Source organism: Streptomyces bambusae, assembly GCF_020532645.1.
Classification (GTDB): domain Bacteria; phylum Actinomycetota; class Actinomycetes; order Streptomycetales; family Streptomycetaceae; genus Streptomyces; species Streptomyces bambusae.
In genome coordinates, this window is record NZ_JAJAUZ010000005.1 from 81,830 (window position 1) to 99,161 (window position 17,332).

Here is a 17,332-nt window from a genome sequence, read left to right on the forward strand (position 1 = left end):
GGGGAGCAGATGACCGCGCGAGAGCCCGCCCGCAGACGCCGCCCCGGCGGCGACGAGGTGCGCGGAAAGCCCGCCGCCCCGTCCGGCCGCCCGGCGGCCGGCGCACACCGGCCCGGCGTCCGGAAGGCGGCGCCTGTGATCCGGTCGGCCGTCGAGCAGCTCGCGGAGCTGCTGGGCCGCCGCCCGGACTCGGTGTCCTCGCTCCGCCCGACGGAAGACGGCTGGGAGGTCGTGGTGGAGGTGCTGGAACTTGCCCGCATCCCCGACACCACCAGCGTGATGGGCAGCTACACGGTCACTCTGGACCCGGACGGCGAACTGATCTCGTACGAGAGGACCCGGAGGTACAGCCGGGGCATGATCGACCGGCCCGCAGGCTGATGCCGACGGGGCCGGGAAGGGAAGCGCCATGACGATGGTGCCGCAGGGAGCGGGGCCCGTGGCCGGCCGCAGCGGCGGGGGCAACACCAGCAGCCTGTACGACGTCCTGGAACTGATCCTCGACCGGGGGCTGGTCATCGACGCCTTCGTGCGGGTCTCCGTCGTCGGAATCGAGCTGCTGAAGATCGACGCCCGGATCGTGGTCGCGAGCGTGGACACCTACCTCCGCTTCGCCGAGGCGTGCAACCGCCTCGACCTCGAAGCGGGCCCGAACGCTCCGGCAACACTGCCCGACGTGGTCGGCAAGACTCTGGAGGGCGGCAGCAAGGGCAAGGCCAAGGGCGCACTGAGCGGCGCACTGGAGGCGGTCACGCAATCGCTGACCGGCGGCCGCGACGAAGACGAAGAGGAAGCGGACGAAGACGAGTACGAGGAGCCCGCGGAGGAGGACGAAGCAGAGGGCGACGAGGCAGAGGAGGACGAGGCAGAGGCGGAAGCGGAGGAAGCGGAGGACGACGAGGGCCCGGAACCCGAACCGGAACCCGCCCCGCGCCGCCGCCGGTCCTCCCGCCGGCCGGTGCAACGGGAGAGGGGCTGACCCATGGCCGTCCACGTGTACGCCGTCACCCTGCGCGACCACCCCTGCCGGGTGGAGGACCTCACCGGGGTGGGAGGCGACGGCACACCGGTACGGGTCCTCGCCGCCGGCGGGCTCAAGGCCGTGGTCAGCGACTGCGCCGAGGACCTCCGGCCCAAGCGCCGTGACGTGGCGGCCCATCAGGCCGTCCTGGAGCGCCTGATGGCGGACGGCACTCCGCTGCCCGTGCGGTTCGGATACACCGCCGCCGGGGACGACTCCGTGCGCGAGGTCGTCACCGCTCAGGCAGACGTGCACCTCGCGGCCCTGGCCAGGGTCCGGGACTGCGCCGAGTACAACGTCAAGGCATGGCGGGAGCAGGACCTGCTGCTCCGCGAGATCCTCGACGAATCGCCCCGGGCCCGCCGGCTCAACCGGGAGATCCTGGCCGGCGCGTCGGACCCTCGCCTGCCGCTGGAACTGGGGCAGTTGGTGGCGGCCGAGGTCCAGTTCCGCCACACCCGCGCGTCCGGGGAGCTGATCCAGGCACTGGTGCCGCTGGCCCGCGCGCACGTGGTCCACCCGCCGGTCGGGGAGGACTTCCTGAACCTGTCGCTCCTGGTCCCACGGGACGACGGGGGCCCGCTGCTGGCCGAGCACGCCCGGCTCGCGCGGGACGGCGGCGCCGGTGTCCACACCCGGGTGGCCGGGCCGCTGCCGCCGTACAGCTTCGTTCCGTGACCGCCTTCCCGGCCTCGGCCGGGCCGGCGAGAGGAGGTGACCGCGATGGGTCTGGTGACCGCACTGCTCACTGCACCCCTGCTGCCCGTCCGCGCCGTGCTGTGGGCGGCGCAGCGGGTGGCGGAGCGGGCGGAGGCCGAGTACTACGACCCGGCGCCCGTCCTGGCCGGACTCGTCCGGCTGGAGCAGCAGCTGGCCGCGGGAGAGATCGACGAGGACGCGTTCGACCGGCAGGAGGACGCGCTGCTGGACAGGCTGGCGGAGATCGAGGAGTTCCGCCGCGCACGAGCGTCGGGAGGCGACACCACGTGACCGAACCCATGGGCCGCCCGTCGGCCCGCCCGGCGATGGCCGGCTACCCGCCGGCTTCCTCGGCGAGCCTGGCCGACGTACTGGAACGGGTCCTCGACAAGGGCATCGTCATCGCCGGCGACATCCGCATCAACCTGCTCGACATCGAGCTCCTGACCGTCAAGCTGCGCATCCTGATCGCCTCCGTGGACAAGGCGAAGGAGATGGGCATCGACTGGTGGGAGCACGACCCGTCGCTCTCCTCGCGCGGTGGCGACCGGTCGCTGGCCGCGGAGAACCGGCGCCTGCGGGCGGAGCTGGACGCGCTGCACCGCGGCGGGCCCGGAACCGGAACCGCCGCCGGAGCGGAGACCACCGGCGCGCCCGCCGCCCGCGGACCCGGCACCACCGGGCACGACAGTCCTCCCGGCCCAGCGGAACGAAGGCCCCCGCCATGACTGCCCGTCGCGATCCGCCCGCGGGCGTGCCACCCGGCAGCGCCGCACAGATGCTCACCTACGTCTACGCCGTCACGCCCGACGTGCCACCGCCCGTTCCCGGGCCGGTGCTCACCGGTGTCGCGGGCCGGCCCGTCGGCTTCCTCCGGCTGCCCGGCTCCGGTCCGGTCGCCTTCGCCGTGAGCACCGTGCCGGCCTCCAAGTGGAACGAGCACGCCCTCCGCGCCCACTTCGAGGACCTGGAGTGGCTCCAGGACACCGCGCGCGCACACCACCGGGTCGTCGAAAGCCTCGCGGCCCGCACCACCGTCCTGCCGATGCGGATGGCCACCTTGTACGACAGCCGGGCCAGGGCCCTGGAAGCCCTCGCCGGGCAGGCCGAGACCTTCGCCGTGCAGCTGGCCCGGCTGAGCGGGCGCACCGAGTACGGGGTCAAGATCTACATGTCCCCGGTCGCCGACGCGCCCGCCCCCGCGGACACGGACACCGGACCGGGCAGGGCGTACCTGCAGGCGCGGCGGGTCCGGCAGCGGACCCTTCAGGAGCACTACGGCCAGGCGCAGGTGGCAGCCGACCGGATCGCCGAGGCGGGCCGGCGCTGGGCGGACGGGCATGCCTGCCATCCCGTCCAGAGCGGACCGCTCACGGCCGGCACCGCCGAGGAGAACGTCCTGAACGACGCCTACCTCGTGGCGGTCGACCGGGCCGCGCAGTTCCGCGCGGCCGTGGAGGACGCGGCCCGGCACCTGCCGGGCGTCCGCCTGGAGGTGACCGGCCCGTGGGCGCCCTACTCCTTCGCCGCGCCGTCGACCCCGCCCCCCGAGCCGTGAACACCACCGGCCCCCGGGATCCGGCGCTGCCCGCCCGCCAGGTCGCCCTCGTCGACCTCCTGGACCGGCTGCTGGCCGGCGGTGTCGTCATCGTCGGCGACGTGGTGCTGTCCGTCGCCGGGATCGACCTCGTGCGGATCTCCCTGCGCGCCCTGGTGAGCTCCGTCACGGCCGACGGAGCGCCCGACCCTGCGGACGGGGAGGTGCGGCATGGGTTCCGGACCCCGGGTGCCTGACGGCCCAGGCCGGAGCCGCGCCGGTGTGCCGGATCTGCGGGACACCGGACGGGCCCTGGCCGATGCGGTGCGCCTGCTGCCCGCGACCCCGTCCGAGACGGCCTCGGCCGGCGGTCCGGGCCACCGCCTGCGCACCGGCCCGGACTCGGCCGGCGAGGATCTCGTCAGGCTGGTCCTCACGGTCGTCGAACTGCTCCGGCAGCTCGTCGAACGTCAGGCGGTGCGCCGCGTGGAGGCCGGCGGCCTGACCGAGGCGCAGGAGGAGGAGCTGGGCGCCACCCTCCTCGCCCTGCACGACACCATGGCCGAGCTGTGCACCCGGCACGGCTACACCCTCGCGGACCTCAATCTCGACCTCGGGCCGCTGGGCCCGCTCCTGCCCCCGGGACCCTGACGGAGCGCAGGGGCCGGGGCCGTGCGGGCGTCCGGCTCCCGTCAGCCCTCGACCCCCGTGGCGCCGTGCGGGGAGCCGACCGGCTTGGATTCCGGGGAGCCGCGCTGGCGGAGGTAGACCGAGAGGATGGCCATCGCCGCGACGGCCAGCAGCTCGGACTGCCAGTTCTGCAGCGACCGGTTCCAGAAGTCCGCCGAGCCGAGGTACGCGCCCCAGCCCAGGGGTTCCTGGAGCTGCCGCAGCTGCTGCTCGTCGTACGCGGCGACGCCGGCGACGGACTGGGCGAGCCAGGACAGCAGGAAGAGGGCGGCCATGACGGTGCCGAGCGAGCGGGAGTACAGCGTCTGACGCCAGTCCTTGGTCGCGGCCCAGCGGGGCGAGTCGGCACGGGCGTGGTCGCCCACGTGCTGGTCCCGGTCGCTCTCCGGCCCGGCCTTGTGCAGCTCCTTGGACTCCGGCGAGCCGCGCTGGAGCAGCCAGACGGTGCCGAAGACGTACAGGAAGAACTGGAGGAACTCCGACTGCCAGTTCTCGGTGACGTCGACGGCGAAGTCCGAGGACATGAGGTACTCCCCCAGCGTGAGCTGCTGGAGGCCGTCGACGGCCAGCGCCTCGTTGAACTCCGCGTGCCCGGCGAGTGCCTGGCCGGCCAGGACGAGGAAGAACCCGGTGCCGAAGGCCAGGGTGAGGCTGTTGTCGTGCCAGAAGCTCCGCCGTCCGCTCACCGGTGCATCGCCCCGATCGCGAGGAAGTATCCGAGGCCGCCGAGGAGGACCAGCAGGCAGCCGAGGAACAGGACCCGCATCTCTCACTGCCCTTCGACGGTGCACGAGTACGGCTGCTCCCCGCGCGGGGTGCAGCCGGCGGCCGCCACCTTCCAGCCACCGCGGAACTGGGACAGGAAGAGGGTGTCGGCCGTGAGCTTGAGCAGCGCCTGCCGCCCGTACACCTCGGTGGTGCGGACGGCGCCCCCTTGCGGCAGGTGCTGCCCGGGGAGCGCGTCCGGGCAGGGCTTCGACTCGTCCTGCTCCAGCCGGGCGCGGGTGGCGGGGACGAGCAGGGCGCAGGCCGCGCGGTGGTCGGCGGCCGCCAGCGCGCGTTCGAAGGCGGCTCCGGCGTCCCGGGCCCCGTCCCGGCGCCCGGCGGGAGCCCCGCAGCCGGCGAGGAGCACGGCCGCGGCGGCTCCGGCCAGGGCCCGCAGCGGCCAGGGCGGACCGGGGGCTCGGGCGGGCGGCGAGAGGGTGGTGGGCATGACGGTCCCGTTTCTGCCGGGCGGCTCCTCGGCGGCGCGCCGCATGTGTCGCGGTGTTCCGTTCCCGGCCGAGGGCGGGTCGCCGCGGGCGGCGGGCGGAATGCACCCGTCTGCGGTACCCCGGCGGGTCAGCGGGCTGCGGCGGGTGGCCGGCCGGCGGGTCCTCGGGGGGTCAGCCCGGGAGGTGGGCGGTGGGCGGCAGCCAGGCGTCGCCGTCGTCCCGTTCGATGACGGCCGGGTCGGCGGCGAACACGTGGACGCTGACCGTCGGGCCCGCGTCGTGGGCGGCGCGCATACGGTGGTAGAAGGTCTCGTCGAAGCAGAACCCGGTACTCGGGCCGAATTCCCGGGTGTGCGGGGCGCTGCCGAGCCGGACCCGTTCGTGGGTGAGGGTGCCGCGGGCCACGTAGACGGCGCCCCTGATGCCCTCGTGGTCGAGGTAGCAGGTGCCGGGCGGCATGTGGTGCCAGCCGACCGCCCAGACGCCCAGCGGGCCGGACCGGTACAGCAGGATCCAGCTGCGATCCTGCTGCGCGTCCGTCAGCCGCGGGCGCCAGCGCGTGTAGTCGCGTCCGACGTCGCAGGCGATCGTCAGCAGCTCCTCCGGCTCGGGCAGGACGCCGGAAGCTCTCGGGGCCGGTTGTCGCTCCATTCCCTGCGACTGCCCCGGCGGCGGACGGCCCAAGCAGATGCGTCCGGGGCGGGGCGGCGGGGGCATGGCGTGACGGGGCGGCCGGCAGGGCTGCACAGGTCCGGCCGGACCGGCAGGAGGACTGCGCCGGCGCCGGGCACCGGCCGGAGCGCCCGCGGTGGACGCCGCGGGTCCGGACCAGTGGGAGGTTCCCGTGACGCCGCGGGCGGCACGTTCGCCCACTCCTGGACCGGAGGCGGCGGAGATCTGGCCGCCGAGGTGTTCCGTGCTTCTGAGGCCGGGAACGCGCGACGGGGCCTCACGGCCCGGCGCGGCTTCGCCCGGCGGATGCCGGCGCCGGGCCGAGTACCACCGCCGGGGCCGGGTACGCGCGCTTCGGGGACCGCCGCGGCAGGCCGGGCCCCATCCGGAGGAGGAGCGCACTCGTGCACGGCAAAGCGACGACCCGCAGCAAGAGCCCGCCGGAGTTCCCCGACGGGAGCCGGCCGGAAGGGGCCCGGGAGCGGGTGAACCGGCGGTGGGCCGAGATCCTGCAGGAGACGCGGGTCGCGCAGACCGGCGGGCAGATCCTGTTCGGGCTGCTGCTGAGCATCGCATTCACGGCCCGGTTCGACGCACTGACGGCGTTCGACCGCGCCCTGTACGTGGTCACGGTGGTCCTCGCGGCATCCTCCACGGCGGCGCTGATCGCACCGGTGGCGATCCACCGCTGCCTGCGGGGGCTGCGGCGCAAGCACGAGGTGGTCGAGGCCGCGGGGCGCATGATGGCCTGCGGCATCGTGCTGCTCGCGCTGACCATCGCGTGCACTTTGCTGCTCATCCTCGACGTCGTGCTGCCGCGGCCGCTCGCCCAGGTGATCGTAGGGTTCGTCATGCTGTGGTTCGTCCTGTGCTGGTACGTGCTGCCGGTCCGGCTGCGGCGCCGGGCCCGGCCGCCGACCGGCCGGCGGGCGGCCCGCCGACGGGCGGCCGGCATCCGCGGGGCACGCGCCACGCGCCGGCTGCCCGGTGCCGGCGGTCCGGTGCTGGGCCCGGCAGCCGCGACGCGACGCCGGTGAGGGGCTGCGCCGTGCTTCAGCGGCGCGGACGGGGGCAGGGGCGGGTATGGAGACCACGAGCAGCACGGGCGCAACCGGCTTCGAGCTGGTGACCATCGATTTCCTCGGCGACGGGCTCACACGGATCGGCGTACCGGTCGACGGTGAACCGGCGGCCGGGCCTCTCGGCATCCCCGCGGGCACGGTGATCACCGTCGCGTTGACGTTCCGGCTGCACGCGGCCGCCACCGGCCTGGCGTTCACCGAAGTCCGCTCGCGGGACGGCGTGGTGCTGTCGACGGCGCGCACGCCGCTCGGCAGCTACCGCGCCGGTGGCCCGTACGAGGTCCGCCTGCCGCCCGAGCGGGTGCCGAACAGCCGCGCCGATGCCGTGACGTACGAGGTGACGGGCACGTTCACGGATGCGGCGGGCCGGGTGCTGGCCGAGGAGCGGCACTGCATCCGGATCCTGCCCCCGCCCCCCGCCGGCGGCGGGCATCGTACGGCGGCGGGCGAGGGCCGGGGGCGGAGGGTTTTCCGTCCGCATGCCCGGCCCCATCCCGGGGAGACGCACCACATGAACGGCAACCTTCCCGACCCCGATCCCCGTCCCGCTTCCGGCCTGCCCGGCGGAGTCCGCGTACCGCCCGGCGAGACGCCGCCCGCCGAGTCGGGCACCGGCCCGGCCACCGGCCCCTACCGTCCGATCGTGCGCGGCTGGGGCAAGGGCCCGCTTGCCGCCATCATTGCCCTCGCGGTGATCGTGGCCCTGTTCTTCCTGGCCTACGGCATCGTGGTGGCCCTTTGAAGGGAGTCCGCATGACCAGCACCGAAGTGACGGTCGTGCTCGGCGACTGTGCGGAGACGGACGCGCGGGCCGTGCTGGCCGCGCTGGGCGAGGCGTTCCCGTCGGCAGAGGGGCCGGCCGGCCCGGCCGCCGGCGGGGGCGGCGCGACCGTGTGGACGTCCGTCTTCGACGTGGCGGCCCCCGGCGGGCACTCACCGGCCGGGCCGGTGCCGCTGGGCCGTCCGGTGACCGTGGAGGCGCAGGGCGGCTACGGTGCCGTGGACCGGCTCCTGGCCGAACTGGCTGCGGTGTTCGCCGTCGAGGACCAGGGGACGGCCGCCGGCGACCAGGAGAAGGACGTCCACCTGCGGCTCCGGTCGCGGGCCTCGCAGAACGCGTAGCCGCGGGCTGCCCGCCGGCCCGGCCGGCACCGCGGTGGGCGCCTCCGTCGCGCATGGCGGAGGCGCCCGACCGCGGTGCCGGTCAGCCCGGTCGGCGCTCCACGCGCCGGTCGTCCGGCGGGGTGTCCGGTGCCGCACGGCTGATGTCGGCCAGCGCCGAGCCCGGGTCGCGCTCCACGGCGAGGTCCCCGAGGCTGACGATGCCGACGACGTGGCCGTCGTCCATCACGGGCAGCCGACGGACGGCGAACTGCCGCATCAGGTCCACGGCCGCGGACACCGGGTCCCGGGGGCGGACGCTGACGGGCCCGGGGGTACAGGTCTGCCCCACCGTGACCTGCTCCGGTTCGAATCCCTCGGCGACCGCCCGTACGACGATGTCCCGGTCGGTCAGGATCCCGACGACCTGCTCCCCGTAGGCGACGACCACGTCTCCGATGTCGCGGTCACGCATGGCCCTGGCCGCCTCCGCGAGCGAGGCGGCGGGGCGCACCGTGGCGACGCCGGGCGTCATCACGTCCTGGACGAGCACTGTCATGGCTCCCTCCTTTCGGCGGTACCCGGACCGGACCTCCCGGTGCCGGTGCCGGGCGGCTACCCGCCCCGGCCGCCGCCATGCTGCGCGGGCAGTGCCGGGCGCCATGGCGGCGGGGTCGTTTGTGGCGGCCGCGCACCTGGGCCGGGGCGGGACGGGTGCCTAGCCTCCCTGGCACCGCAGTGTCGTGTGCCTGGAGGTTCCATGAGCCCGTCCGACGCCGTCCGGTTCCGCCGGGCCGCATCCCGTGCCCCGTTCCCGCGGCTCCGCCGGTGGGTCGTGCTGATGCTGGTGGTCTGCACGGCCCACCTCGCCGTGCCGGCCGGCGGGGCGGTGGCCGTGCCGGTGACGGTGACGGTGCCGGTGCCGGTCGCCGCCGGGGAGCTGGGGGCGTACCGGGCCGGGGCGGTGTACAGCGCCGGGGTGTCGTCCGGCGGGTACATGGCGACGCAGCTGCACGTCGCGTACTCCGGTACGTTCGCCGGTTCCGCGGCCTTCGCCTCCGGCCCGTACGGCTGTGCGCGCAACGACCTGTCCACGGCGCTGTACGCATGTATGGACACCGTGCAGGACCTCCGGCCGGCCGAGCTGGAGCAGACCGCCCGCAGCTGGTCGGCGCAGGGCCTGGTGGATCCGGTGGCGAACCTGGCCGGTGATCCGGTGTACGTCTTCAGCGGTTCGGGCGACCCGACGGTGAAGCGGCCGGTGGCGGACGCGCTGGCCGCGTTCTACGGCCGGTTCGGCGCCCGGGTCCGGTACGACGACACGACGGCGGCCGGGCACGCCTGGATCAGCCCGCGGGGCCCGAACTCCTGCACGGTCACGCAGAATCCGTGGCTGAACGACTGCGGCATCGACGCCGAGGGGGACCTGCTGGGCCACCTCCTCGGGCCGGTCGCCGCACCGGCCGCCCACCCGGCCGGCACTCTGGTCCGGTTCGACCAGAACAGGTACGCCCCCGGCGGGGCGGCGAAGCCGGTGTCGATGGACGAGCAGGGCTTCCTGTACGTGCCGGCCGGCTGCGCGGCGGGCGCGGAGTGCCGGCTGGTGGTCGCCCTGCACGGCTGCAAGCAGGGCCACTCGTACCAGGGGTTCGGGACGCGGTTCGTGGAGAACGCCTACCTCAACGAGTACGCCGACACGAACGACCTGCTCGTGCTGTACCCGCAGGCGGTGCCGACGGCGACACCGGACAATCCCAACGGCTGCTGGAACTGGTGGGGTTACCTCGGCGATCCGGCGTACGCCCGGCACGGCGGCCGGCAGCTGGAGACGGTGATGAACATGGTCCGGGAGCTGCGCGGCAGGGGTGTTCCCCCGGGACCGGAGCGGGTGGTCATCGCGAGCACCGACGCGCAGGACGGCTACGTGAAGGCCGCTGCCGACGGCTCGGGCGCGGTGCCGGGCACCCTGGAGGACGTGTACGGGCTGGCCGTCGGCCGCGGCAGCGACGGCAGGTTCAACCGGGCGGTGCTGTCGTTCGACACGTCGCTCATCCCGGCCGGGCGGGAGGTCACCCGGGCCTGGGTGACGGTGACGCGCAGCGGCGGGTCCGGCGACCCGTGGTCGCTGCCGGCCGGGAACCGGCTGCTCGCCGATGTCCGGACGGGCTGCTTCGGCGGGAGCTGCGCGGTGGAGGGTGCGGACTGGGCGGCTGCGGCGACCGCGGCGGGGGCTGCGGAGATCGGGTCCTTCGCGGCCGGCCCGGAGGACTCCACCGACGTGTCGGCGGCAGGTCTGGCCGCCCTCGCCCGCTCCGGCACCACGCAGATCCGGCTCCGGTTCCAGTCCGGCCAGACGGCCACCGCGTACGCCTTCCTCAACCGGGACTCCCAGGCGACGCTGACGGTCGAGTACCGCTGAGCCGGGCCGCTCACACCGCCTGCGGGCCGGTGGCGGGCCGCTGACGGGGGGCCGGTGGCGGGGGCTGCCGTGAGGGCCCGCCGTCGGGGGCTGCCGTCGGGGGCCGGCGTCAGCGCCCGCGGGCCGCGGCCCGGTCCGCTGCGTCGAAGCGGGCGAGGGCCAGCGCGCCGGGCCGGACGGCGCGTTCCAGGGCGGCGGCGAGGCCTGCGTCCAGCCCGCCGACCGCTTCGGCGGACTCCTCCAGGACGTCCCGGACGATCTCCTCGGCGACCTCGCGGGCGGGGGTGCGGGGTCCCGTCTTGCTCACGGCGGCCGCGGCGCGGGCGGGCGTGAGCAGCGAGGTGACCTGGCCGAGGAGCCAGCCGGGCACACCGGCGGCACCCTCGGGCGGCACCGTGTGGGGGCGCGCGCCGTCGAAGCGGTCGTCCTCCGCGAAGGCGGGGTGCTTCACCTTGGCGACCGGGCGCGGTCCGGTGCCCGCCGCCGGGCCGGTCCCGCCGGCAGACGCCGCAGCGGCGTCGGGGTCCTGCGACCACCACTCCCCCGCGGGTTTGACGACGAATCCCTCGGCCGCGTTGTCCGCCAGCCCGGGCAGGCCCAGCAGGGCCGGCACCCGGGTCGGGAACACCGGGCTGCGGTCCTGTACGCGGTCGAGCGGGCCTCGGGCGAGCAGCGGGGCGCAGTGCAGACCGGCGGTGTGCGCGGCCTCCCGCAGGGTCCGGTCGGCGACCCAGAGCAGGCCGCCGGGGGTGCCGATCGCCGCGTCGAACGGCAGCCAGAGGAGGCCCGGCGCATACCAGACTCCGGTCTGCACGGGCTCGGCCGCGGGCTCCGGTGGCACGTCCGGGTGCGGGTAGCGGCCGCCGGCGAGTTCGCCGTAGACCGTGACCGGGGCCGAGGCGGGCGCTCCGTGCCGCCGGCGCAGGACGGCGGCGCAGCGGTCCGCGGCGACGGCCAGCGCGGGCCAGATCCGCCCGACGCCGAAGAAGTCGTCGAGCCCGCTCTCCCCGAGCAGCCGGCGCCGCTTCGCCGGGCGGACCCCGGCGGCGTCGCACAGCACGGCGAAGTTCGCGCCGTGGACCTTCTCCAGGGCGGCCCACTCCCGGACCCGCGCCCCGCCGAGCCGGACCCGGGAAGGGATCTTCGGGTACGGCACCCACAGAGGGTCGGGGACCCCGGGCCGCGGGGCTGCGTGGCTCATCGGTCCTCCGTCGGACGCAGTGGTCGGGTGGGGCGGGGCGGGGCGGGGCGGGGCGGGGCGGGGCGGGGCAGCCGATCGTAGCGGCCGGATGCGGGGACGGCCTGCGGTTTTCCCGCGGGAGGAGGGCAGCCGGCCAACCGGCCGGGCGGGGTGCGCCCTTGACGGCCCGCACCGCCTCCGGGACTCTGCGTACGGGCGTCGGGGGGCGCCCCACGGTGACGAGGGGGGACACTCATGCCACTCACGACCGATCTGGCCGAGGCACTGAAGCTGCCGTCCGGCAGTGCCAACCAGCTGGCCCATCTGGGCCGCCTCTGGCACGCCTACGTGTGGCTGGAGAAGGACACGACGACGGCGACCGACGCGCGGACCAGGATCTGCGAGGCCGTCAACGGGCAGCTCGCCACGGCGAAGATCAAGATCACCCGCGGCTTCCAGGCGTACGACCCGGTGGTCCGGCGCGGCCGGCCCAAGCGGTACGTCGCGCTCGCGGCGACGATGTCCGGCGGCACCGACGGCGGCGCCGGGCACGCCACGGCCATCATCGAATGGATCAAGGGCAGCCGGGTGCTGTCCGCCCTGCCGGAGGCGGCGCAGGAGTTCGTGGTCATCACGCACTTCGCCGAACTGGGGCGCGGCTACGGCTCGGAGCTCGACGCCCTGTACAAGCGCCTCGTGGAGATCGCCCAGACCGGCTCGGCGGTGAAGTCCAAGGCGCTGTGGGGGGACTTGGCCACGAAGTGGTCGCCGGTCCTGACGTACAAGGAGGACTCCTCGACCGACTGGGACCCGGAGAAGGACGGCGACACCGAGATGTCGAAGGACTGACGGGCCCGGTGGCAGCGGCGGCGGGTGCGCCGCCGCTGCGGCGTCCCCCGGCCCCGTCCACCCCGTCCGCCCCGTCCGCCCGGTCCGCCCCGTCCACCCCGTCCGCCCCGTCCGCGGCACGTGTGACCATCTCATGATCGGTTCGTTGACCGCGGTGTGGGACGAAGAAACCGGGACGGGACGGCGGTGCGCCGGGCCGAGGCCGTCGTGGTCGAGCGCTATCCGCAGTGGGTGCGCCTCGCCTATCTGACGCTTCCGGCCGGACTGGGCCGGCACACGCGCGTGCTGCGTGCCCACCGTGCCGTGCAGCAGGCGCTGCGCCCGGCAGGCCGGCGGGCCGGGCAGGGCGAGGACCCGGTGGCGGCGGTGCGCACCGAGGTCGTGCGGCGCGCGGCCGGGCGGATGCGGCCGCTGCCGCCGTGGGTCGGCGTGTGGGGGCTGCGGATGTGGCCGGGCGCCGAGGAACTGGAGGAGGCCGCCCGGGACCTGGCCGGGCTGTCCGCCTTCGCGCGCGCCGCGCACGTGCTGTGCCATTGGGACGGGCTGCCCGGGGACGCCGCGGTGCAGGTCCTGGCGGCGGCGGGCGCGCCGGGTCCCGCGGAAGCGGTCCGGGCCGGTCTCGCGGTGGCACCGCGGGCGGCGGCGGGCCGCGGGAGCGCGGCCGGCGTGCACCCGGCCCAGGTGCAGACCCGTCCCGCGGACCTGCTGCTGCGGAGCCACCGGGCGCGGGCGGGGTGGGCGGCGGCCGGAGCCCTGGCGCTCTGTGCGGCGCTCGTCACGGCCTCCGGGGAGGACGGGACACGGAGGCCCGTGCCGTACGCCGGGGCACCGGCGGGACGGGGCGCGCTCGACCCCGGCCGCCTCGTGCAGGTGCCCGGCCGGACCTGGTCGGACACCGGCCGGGTGGACTTCACGGCCTGGCCGGCCCGCGGCGGCCGGACGGCGGACCGGCCCCTGCTGGCCCGCGCGCTCGCCACCTGGGGTGCGCCGCCCGCCGGCGCGGACGTGACCGCCGCGCCCGGCACCACGGACGAACCGCCTTCCCGGTCACCGCAGTTGCTGTACGCCGGAGAGCCGGCGGCCGGGGCCGCGGTGGTGGTGCTGCTGGACGGCGACCGGCTCGTCCGGTACACGGAGCGCGGCGCGTCCCGCAGCCTGGACTTCGTGCGGGTGGACGACGCGAACGTGACGACCGCGGCGGCCGTCGTCCTGCTGCGCGGGGCCGACGGGGCGGGCCCGGTACGGAAGTTGCTGGGACCGTGGATCACGAGCGCAGGCCTCCGGGACCTGACGGCGCCCGGAACTCCGGTGCGCCGCCTGCCGGTCGGGGCCGACGGCACGGTGACGGTGCCGGCCGGGGTGCGCCGGGGCTGCGCGCCGGGACCCGTGCTGGAGGTGGCGTCCTCGGCACGGATCGTGGAGAAGCACGCGTTCCTGCTGGCCGACCTGGGCGGCGTGCTGCCGGTGCACCTGACCTACACGCCGCTGCCGGAGGAGGCCGGGGTGGCCCATGCCCGGCAGCCCCGCGAGGCCACCGGGCGGGCGGCACTGGAGCGCTGGGCCCGGGAGGCCTGCGTGCTGCGGGAGGTGGACGGGCGGGCGGTCCGGGCCGTCAACCTGTGGGACTTCGCGCGGGCCGGTCTTCCCGAGGGAGCCGGGCCGGCGGTGTGGTCCTGCATCCGGGCCACGCACTGGACGGGGCGCGGCGACGTGCTGGTCAGGCTGCGCCCGCCGTCCGGGGAGCCGCTGACGGCGGCCCGGGTGCCGGCGACGGCGGCGTGCGGCCGGTTCGGGCAGCACGTCCTGGCGGGCACGGTGTGGCGTGCTCCGTCCGGGCGGGCGTACCAACTGGCCGCGGGGAGCCGGGAGGTGGCGGGGATCACCGCGTCCGGCTCGGTCCGGGCCGGGGCCGCGGGCCGGACGTTCGCGGCCCCCGCCGCACCGCCGGGAGCCGAGCCGCCCGTCCTGAGCGCCCGCCTGCACAGCGGTACGGTCCTCACCGCGCTGGACGGGGGGAACGGAGGCCGGGACTGACGCCGGACCGGGGGTCCGCGGGGCCGCGGGGCTGGGGGGCCGCGGGGCTGGGGGGCCGCGGGGCTGGGGGTCCGCGGGGCCGCGGACGGCGGTCTCAGCTCCGGCCGAGGGCCGCGGCGCCGAAGGAGACGTCGAAGCGGTCGCACCAGATGGTCATGCTGGTGTAGTCGGCCAGACGGGTGTCTGCCGGGATCGGGTAGTTCTGGTTGCCCTTGTTCCCCTTGAGCTTGCCGAGGCTGAGGTGTTTTCCGTCGTCGAAGACGTGCCAGCCGTCGGAGCCCGGCTTCACCGGGGCGTCGGTGAGCCAGACCCGCAGGTCGGGGCCGTCGCTGGTGTCCAGGCCCTCCAGCCGGAGGATGCGGGAGCCGTCGGGCAGCTCGATGATCTTCACCGTGCCCTTGGTGGCGTGCTCGTGGCTGATCAGGGTGCCTTCCGCGAGGACCCTCAGCCCGCGCTGCACGCCGGGGCTTGCGGAAGCCGCCGCGGTGGGGGTGCCCGAGACGCCCGGCAGGGCCTCGTCCACGTTCGTGTCCGTCCACAGTTTCCACGGCTGGAACCAGTACAGACCGAAGCCCCCCAGGACCGCCGCCACCGCCAGCGCCCCCAGCACCAGTCCGAGCCGCTTGCGCTTCAGCGCCATGCCGCCACCTCGCCCTTCCGCCTTGTCGCCGCCGTCGTGCCGCCGGCCGGGGCCGGCGTGCCCCCGATTCAACCGGCTGGACGGCCCGGGCTCCAGCACAGGGCCGGGGTGGCGGCCGGGGAGGCCGCCGGGACCGGGAGGGGCCGGCCCCGGCGGCCCGTACCGGTCAGGCCGCGGGCTGCTGCTGGGTGACGCAGTGGATGCCGCCGCCGCCCGTGCCGAGGCGGTCGATGTTGAGCTGTTCGACGACGCGGCCGGGGAAGAGGCGGGTGAGGGTGGCCCGGGCGGCGCTGTCCGCGCGGGTGTCGCCGAAGTGGGCGGAGATCACCGCGCCGTTGCAGACGTAGTAGTTGGCGTAGGAGGCGAGGAAGTCCGGGTTGGACGAGCGGATCTTGTAGTAGTCGGGGCCCTGGATCTGGTCGACGGCCCTACGGGTGCCGTCGGCGGCCGTCGACGCGGACAGGATCTGGTACTGCTGCCGGGCGTCCTTCGCGTAGACGTCGGTGTCCGTGCTCAGCGGCATCTGGACGAGGGCCCGGCCGGGGGCGAGGAAGCGGGACGTGGCGTCGACGTGGTCGTCGGTGATGTCCTGGCCGCGGACGCCGTCGAACCAGATGACCTTCGAAGCGCCGTACGCGGTGCGCAGGGCCGCCTCGATCTGCGCCTCGGTCAGCCCGGGGTTGCGGTTGCGGTTCACCAGGCTGCTGCGGGTGGCCATGAGGGTGCCGGCGCCGTCCTGTTCGACGGCACCGCCCTCGCCGACGATGGGGGCGGCGGTGAAGGGGACACCGACGTGGGCGGCGACCCGGCCGGTGACGAGGGCGTCCTTGGCGTGGGTCTGCTTGTTGCCCCAGCCGTTGAAGTTCAGGCCGACCGCGTCCAGGCCGCCGGTCCCGTCGGTACGGAAGACCGGACCGGTGTCGCGCATCCAGCAGTCGTCGACGGGGATCGTCGTCAGGACGGTGACCGACGGTCCGCACAGCGAGCGGGCCCGGGAGGCGCTGCCGGGGTTGGCACACAGGTAGACCGGCTCGTACTTGGCGATGGTGCGGGCGATCAGGGCGATGTCGGACTGGACGCCGGAGAGCTTGCCGCCCCAGATGGCGCTGCTGTCCGGCCAGGCCATCCAGGTGCGGGTGTGGCGGACGTCCTCGATCGGCACCCGGAAGGCTCCGGCCGCGACGGGCCGGGCGGCGGCCCGGACCGGGGTGCCGACGGCCGCGAGGGCGGCGCCGGCGGCGGTGAGTCCGGCCGCGGCGAGGAACCGGCGGCGGTCCAGGCCGGCCCGGGGCGGCAGGTCTGCTGCTGCGTGATCGGTCATGGGGGGTCTCCTTGGAGGGTCAACTCGCCTTGGCAGTAAGGGGAGTTGACCGGAAAATTAAAACTGGCCAAGCGCTCGGTCAAGTCTTTCGGCAGGACTGTTCCGGCGGATCCGGCAAAGCCGCAGGTGGCGCGGCGGGCAGTCGTTAGAGTGCGGCCATGAGTGCCGACGCGAAGGACAACCCGACCGCTGCCGTGCCCGCCGCCCGCGCGGGCCGACCGGGCCGGACCCGGGCCTCGGCGAAGGGCGAGCAGACCCGGGCGCGGCTGATCGCCGCCGCCCGGACGCTGCTCGCCGGCGGCATGAGCGAGCGGTTCACCACCCGTAACGTGGCGGCCCTCAGCGGGGTCTCGCACGGGATGTGCCACTACCACTTCCAGGACCGCACCGACCTGGTGCTGGCCGTCGTCGCCGACATCCGGCCGGAGTGGATCCTGCCGCTGGAGGAGGCGGTCGCGGCGCCCGGCACGTTCGCCGAGCGGGCCGGACGGGTGGTGGACCTGCTGTCCCGGCCGGAGGGTGCCGAACTCTCCCATCTGCACGCGGCGTTGCACTGGCACGCGCTGAACGACGCGCGCGTACGGGAGTGCCTGGAGGCCGAGTACCGGCGGTGGCGCGGCTGCTTCACCGCGCTCTTCGAGGTGCTGGCGGCGGAGCGGGGCGGGGGGGTGGACGCGCGGCTCCTCGGGGAGGCGGTGGCCGCTGCGGTGGACGGGCTGGCGGCGGTGGAGTCGCTGGGGGCGGAGGTGGATCCGGGGGCGGTGCTGCGTGCGCTTCTCCGTACGGTCGCCGCGGGCAGTTGGGCCGGGGCTCCGGAGCGGGGCTCCGCCCCGGACCCCGCGCCTCGCACTCCCCCGGCCGCAGGGGGCTGAA

The 17,332-nt window shown here is 75.6% G+C and carries 22 protein-coding genes; 15 read left to right on the forward strand and 7 right to left on the reverse strand.

What is annotated here, in order from left to right; translation table 11 throughout:
- The first annotated feature begins 9 nt into the window (after positions 1-9).
- Genes LG634_RS05355 through LG634_RS05390 form a run of 8 tightly spaced genes read left to right on the forward strand, consistent with a single transcriptional unit; the run spans position 10 to position 3,908 of the window.
- Positions 10-381, forward strand: a complete 372-nt coding sequence (locus tag LG634_RS05355) for a gas vesicle protein GvpO (protein WP_226732444.1) — start codon at positions 10-12, stop codon at positions 379-381.
- Positions 382-409: 28 nt separating this feature from the next.
- Entirely contained in the window at positions 410-979 is a 570-nt protein-coding gene (locus LG634_RS05360; protein ID WP_226732445.1) for a gas vesicle structural protein GvpA, read from the forward strand.
- Positions 980-982: 3 nt separating this feature from the next.
- A complete protein-coding gene (locus LG634_RS05365; RefSeq protein WP_226732446.1) occupies positions 983-1,699 on the forward strand; it encodes a GvpL/GvpF family gas vesicle protein in 717 nt (238 codons plus the stop codon).
- 45 nt (positions 1,700-1,744) lie between these two features.
- Positions 1,745-2,011, forward strand: coding sequence for a gas vesicle protein GvpG (locus LG634_RS05370; protein WP_226732447.1), 267 nt, complete (start codon positions 1,745-1,747; stop codon positions 2,009-2,011).
- A gap of 8 nt (positions 2,012-2,019) precedes the next feature.
- The gene (locus LG634_RS05375) at positions 2,020-2,448 is read left to right on the forward strand and encodes a gas vesicle protein (protein ID WP_226732557.1); all 429 of its coding nucleotides are present in this window, start codon (positions 2,020-2,022) and stop codon (positions 2,446-2,448) included.
- Positions 2,445-3,278: a GvpL/GvpF family gas vesicle protein gene (locus LG634_RS05380; RefSeq protein WP_226732448.1), complete on the forward strand. Its 834-nt coding sequence runs from the start codon at positions 2,445-2,447 to the stop codon at positions 3,276-3,278. Before LG634_RS05375 ends, LG634_RS05380 begins: the two co-directional genes overlap by 4 nt.
- Complete coding sequence (gene gvpJ, locus LG634_RS05385; RefSeq protein ID WP_226732449.1) at positions 3,275-3,514, forward strand: gas vesicle protein GvpJ; 240 nt, start codon at positions 3,275-3,277, stop codon at positions 3,512-3,514. Before LG634_RS05380 ends, gvpJ begins: the two co-directional genes overlap by 4 nt.
- A complete protein-coding gene (locus LG634_RS05390; RefSeq protein ID WP_372482374.1) occupies positions 3,489-3,908 on the forward strand; it encodes a gas vesicle protein K in 420 nt (139 codons plus the stop codon). Before gvpJ ends, LG634_RS05390 begins: the two co-directional genes overlap by 26 nt.
- A 41-nt stretch (positions 3,909-3,949) precedes the next feature.
- Here LG634_RS05390 and LG634_RS05395 read toward each other — a convergent pair whose 3' ends face one another.
- The 3 genes from LG634_RS05395 to LG634_RS05405 form a co-directional block, all read right to left on the reverse strand.
- Positions 3,950-4,633: a DUF6766 family protein gene (locus tag LG634_RS05395; protein WP_226732451.1), complete on the reverse strand. Its 684-nt coding sequence runs from the start codon at positions 4,631-4,633 to the stop codon at positions 3,950-3,952.
- 83 nt (positions 4,634-4,716) lie between these two features.
- On the reverse strand, positions 4,717-5,160 hold the full coding sequence (locus LG634_RS05400; RefSeq protein WP_226732452.1) for a hypothetical protein: 444 nt from the start codon (positions 5,158-5,160) through the stop codon (positions 4,717-4,719).
- Positions 5,161-5,332: 172 nt separating this feature from the next.
- Positions 5,333-5,812 (reverse strand): cupin domain-containing protein, encoded by a 480-nt coding sequence (locus LG634_RS05405; protein WP_226732453.1) that lies wholly within the window; start codon positions 5,810-5,812, stop codon positions 5,333-5,335.
- A 425-nt stretch (positions 5,813-6,237) separates the two neighbouring features.
- Here LG634_RS05405 and LG634_RS05410 point away from each other — a divergent pair, with 425 nt between their 5' ends.
- Genes LG634_RS05410 through LG634_RS05420 form a run of 3 tightly spaced genes read left to right on the forward strand, consistent with a single transcriptional unit; the run spans position 6,238 to position 8,037 of the window.
- Positions 6,238-6,870: a DUF6328 family protein gene (locus LG634_RS05410; RefSeq protein ID WP_226732454.1), complete on the forward strand. Its 633-nt coding sequence runs from the start codon at positions 6,238-6,240 to the stop codon at positions 6,868-6,870.
- 46 nt (positions 6,871-6,916) lie between these two features.
- Positions 6,917-7,657, forward strand: coding sequence for a DUF6480 family protein (locus tag LG634_RS38165; protein ID WP_308072292.1), 741 nt, complete (start codon positions 6,917-6,919; stop codon positions 7,655-7,657).
- An 11-nt stretch (positions 7,658-7,668) separates the two neighbouring features.
- Complete coding sequence (locus LG634_RS05420) at positions 7,669-8,037, forward strand: hypothetical protein (protein WP_226732455.1); 369 nt, start codon at positions 7,669-7,671, stop codon at positions 8,035-8,037.
- A gap of 82 nt (positions 8,038-8,119) precedes the next feature.
- Here the strand turns inward: LG634_RS05420 and LG634_RS05425 are convergent, their stop codons facing one another.
- Positions 8,120-8,575 carry a CBS domain-containing protein gene (locus LG634_RS05425; protein ID WP_226732456.1) on the reverse strand — a complete coding sequence of 152 codons (456 nt, stop codon included), beginning with the start codon at positions 8,573-8,575 and terminating at the stop codon, positions 8,120-8,122.
- 201 nt (positions 8,576-8,776) lie between these two features.
- Here LG634_RS05425 and LG634_RS05430 point away from each other — a divergent pair, with 201 nt between their 5' ends.
- Positions 8,777-10,435 (forward strand): extracellular catalytic domain type 2 short-chain-length polyhydroxyalkanoate depolymerase, encoded by a 1,659-nt coding sequence (locus LG634_RS05430; protein WP_226732457.1) that lies wholly within the window; start codon positions 8,777-8,779, stop codon positions 10,433-10,435.
- Between the two features lie 109 nt (positions 10,436-10,544).
- Here LG634_RS05430 and LG634_RS05435 read toward each other — a convergent pair whose 3' ends face one another.
- Entirely contained in the window at positions 10,545-11,636 is a 1,092-nt protein-coding gene (locus tag LG634_RS05435; RefSeq protein WP_226732458.1) for an RNA ligase family protein, read from the reverse strand.
- Between the two features lie 234 nt (positions 11,637-11,870).
- Here LG634_RS05435 and LG634_RS05440 point away from each other — a divergent pair, with 234 nt between their 5' ends.
- Both LG634_RS05440 and LG634_RS05445 read left to right on the forward strand, forming a co-directional pair.
- Complete coding sequence (locus tag LG634_RS05440) at positions 11,871-12,464, forward strand: hypothetical protein (protein WP_226732459.1); 594 nt, start codon at positions 11,871-11,873, stop codon at positions 12,462-12,464.
- Positions 12,465-12,620: 156 nt separating this feature from the next.
- On the forward strand, positions 12,621-14,498 hold the full coding sequence (locus LG634_RS05445) for an amino acid adenylation domain-containing protein (protein ID WP_226732460.1): 1,878 nt from the start codon (positions 12,621-12,623) through the stop codon (positions 14,496-14,498).
- Positions 14,499-14,592: 94 nt separating this feature from the next.
- On the opposite strand, the gene LG634_RS05455 is transcribed toward LG634_RS05445, so the two are convergent.
- Together LG634_RS05455 and LG634_RS05460 are read right to left on the reverse strand one after the other, a co-directional pair.
- A complete protein-coding gene (locus LG634_RS05455; RefSeq protein WP_226732461.1) occupies positions 14,593-15,138 on the reverse strand; it encodes a DM13 domain-containing protein in 546 nt (181 codons plus the stop codon).
- A 166-nt stretch (positions 15,139-15,304) separates the two neighbouring features.
- Positions 15,305-16,459 (reverse strand): agmatine deiminase family protein, encoded by a 1,155-nt coding sequence (locus LG634_RS05460; RefSeq protein WP_226732462.1) that lies wholly within the window; start codon positions 16,457-16,459, stop codon positions 15,305-15,307.
- A gap of 158 nt (positions 16,460-16,617) precedes the next feature.
- Between LG634_RS05460 and LG634_RS05465 the strand changes: the two genes are divergently transcribed.
- The gene (locus tag LG634_RS05465; RefSeq protein WP_226732463.1) at positions 16,618-17,331 is read left to right on the forward strand and encodes a TetR/AcrR family transcriptional regulator; all 714 of its coding nucleotides are present in this window, start codon (positions 16,618-16,620) and stop codon (positions 17,329-17,331) included.
- Position 17,332: the final 1 nt, after the last annotated feature.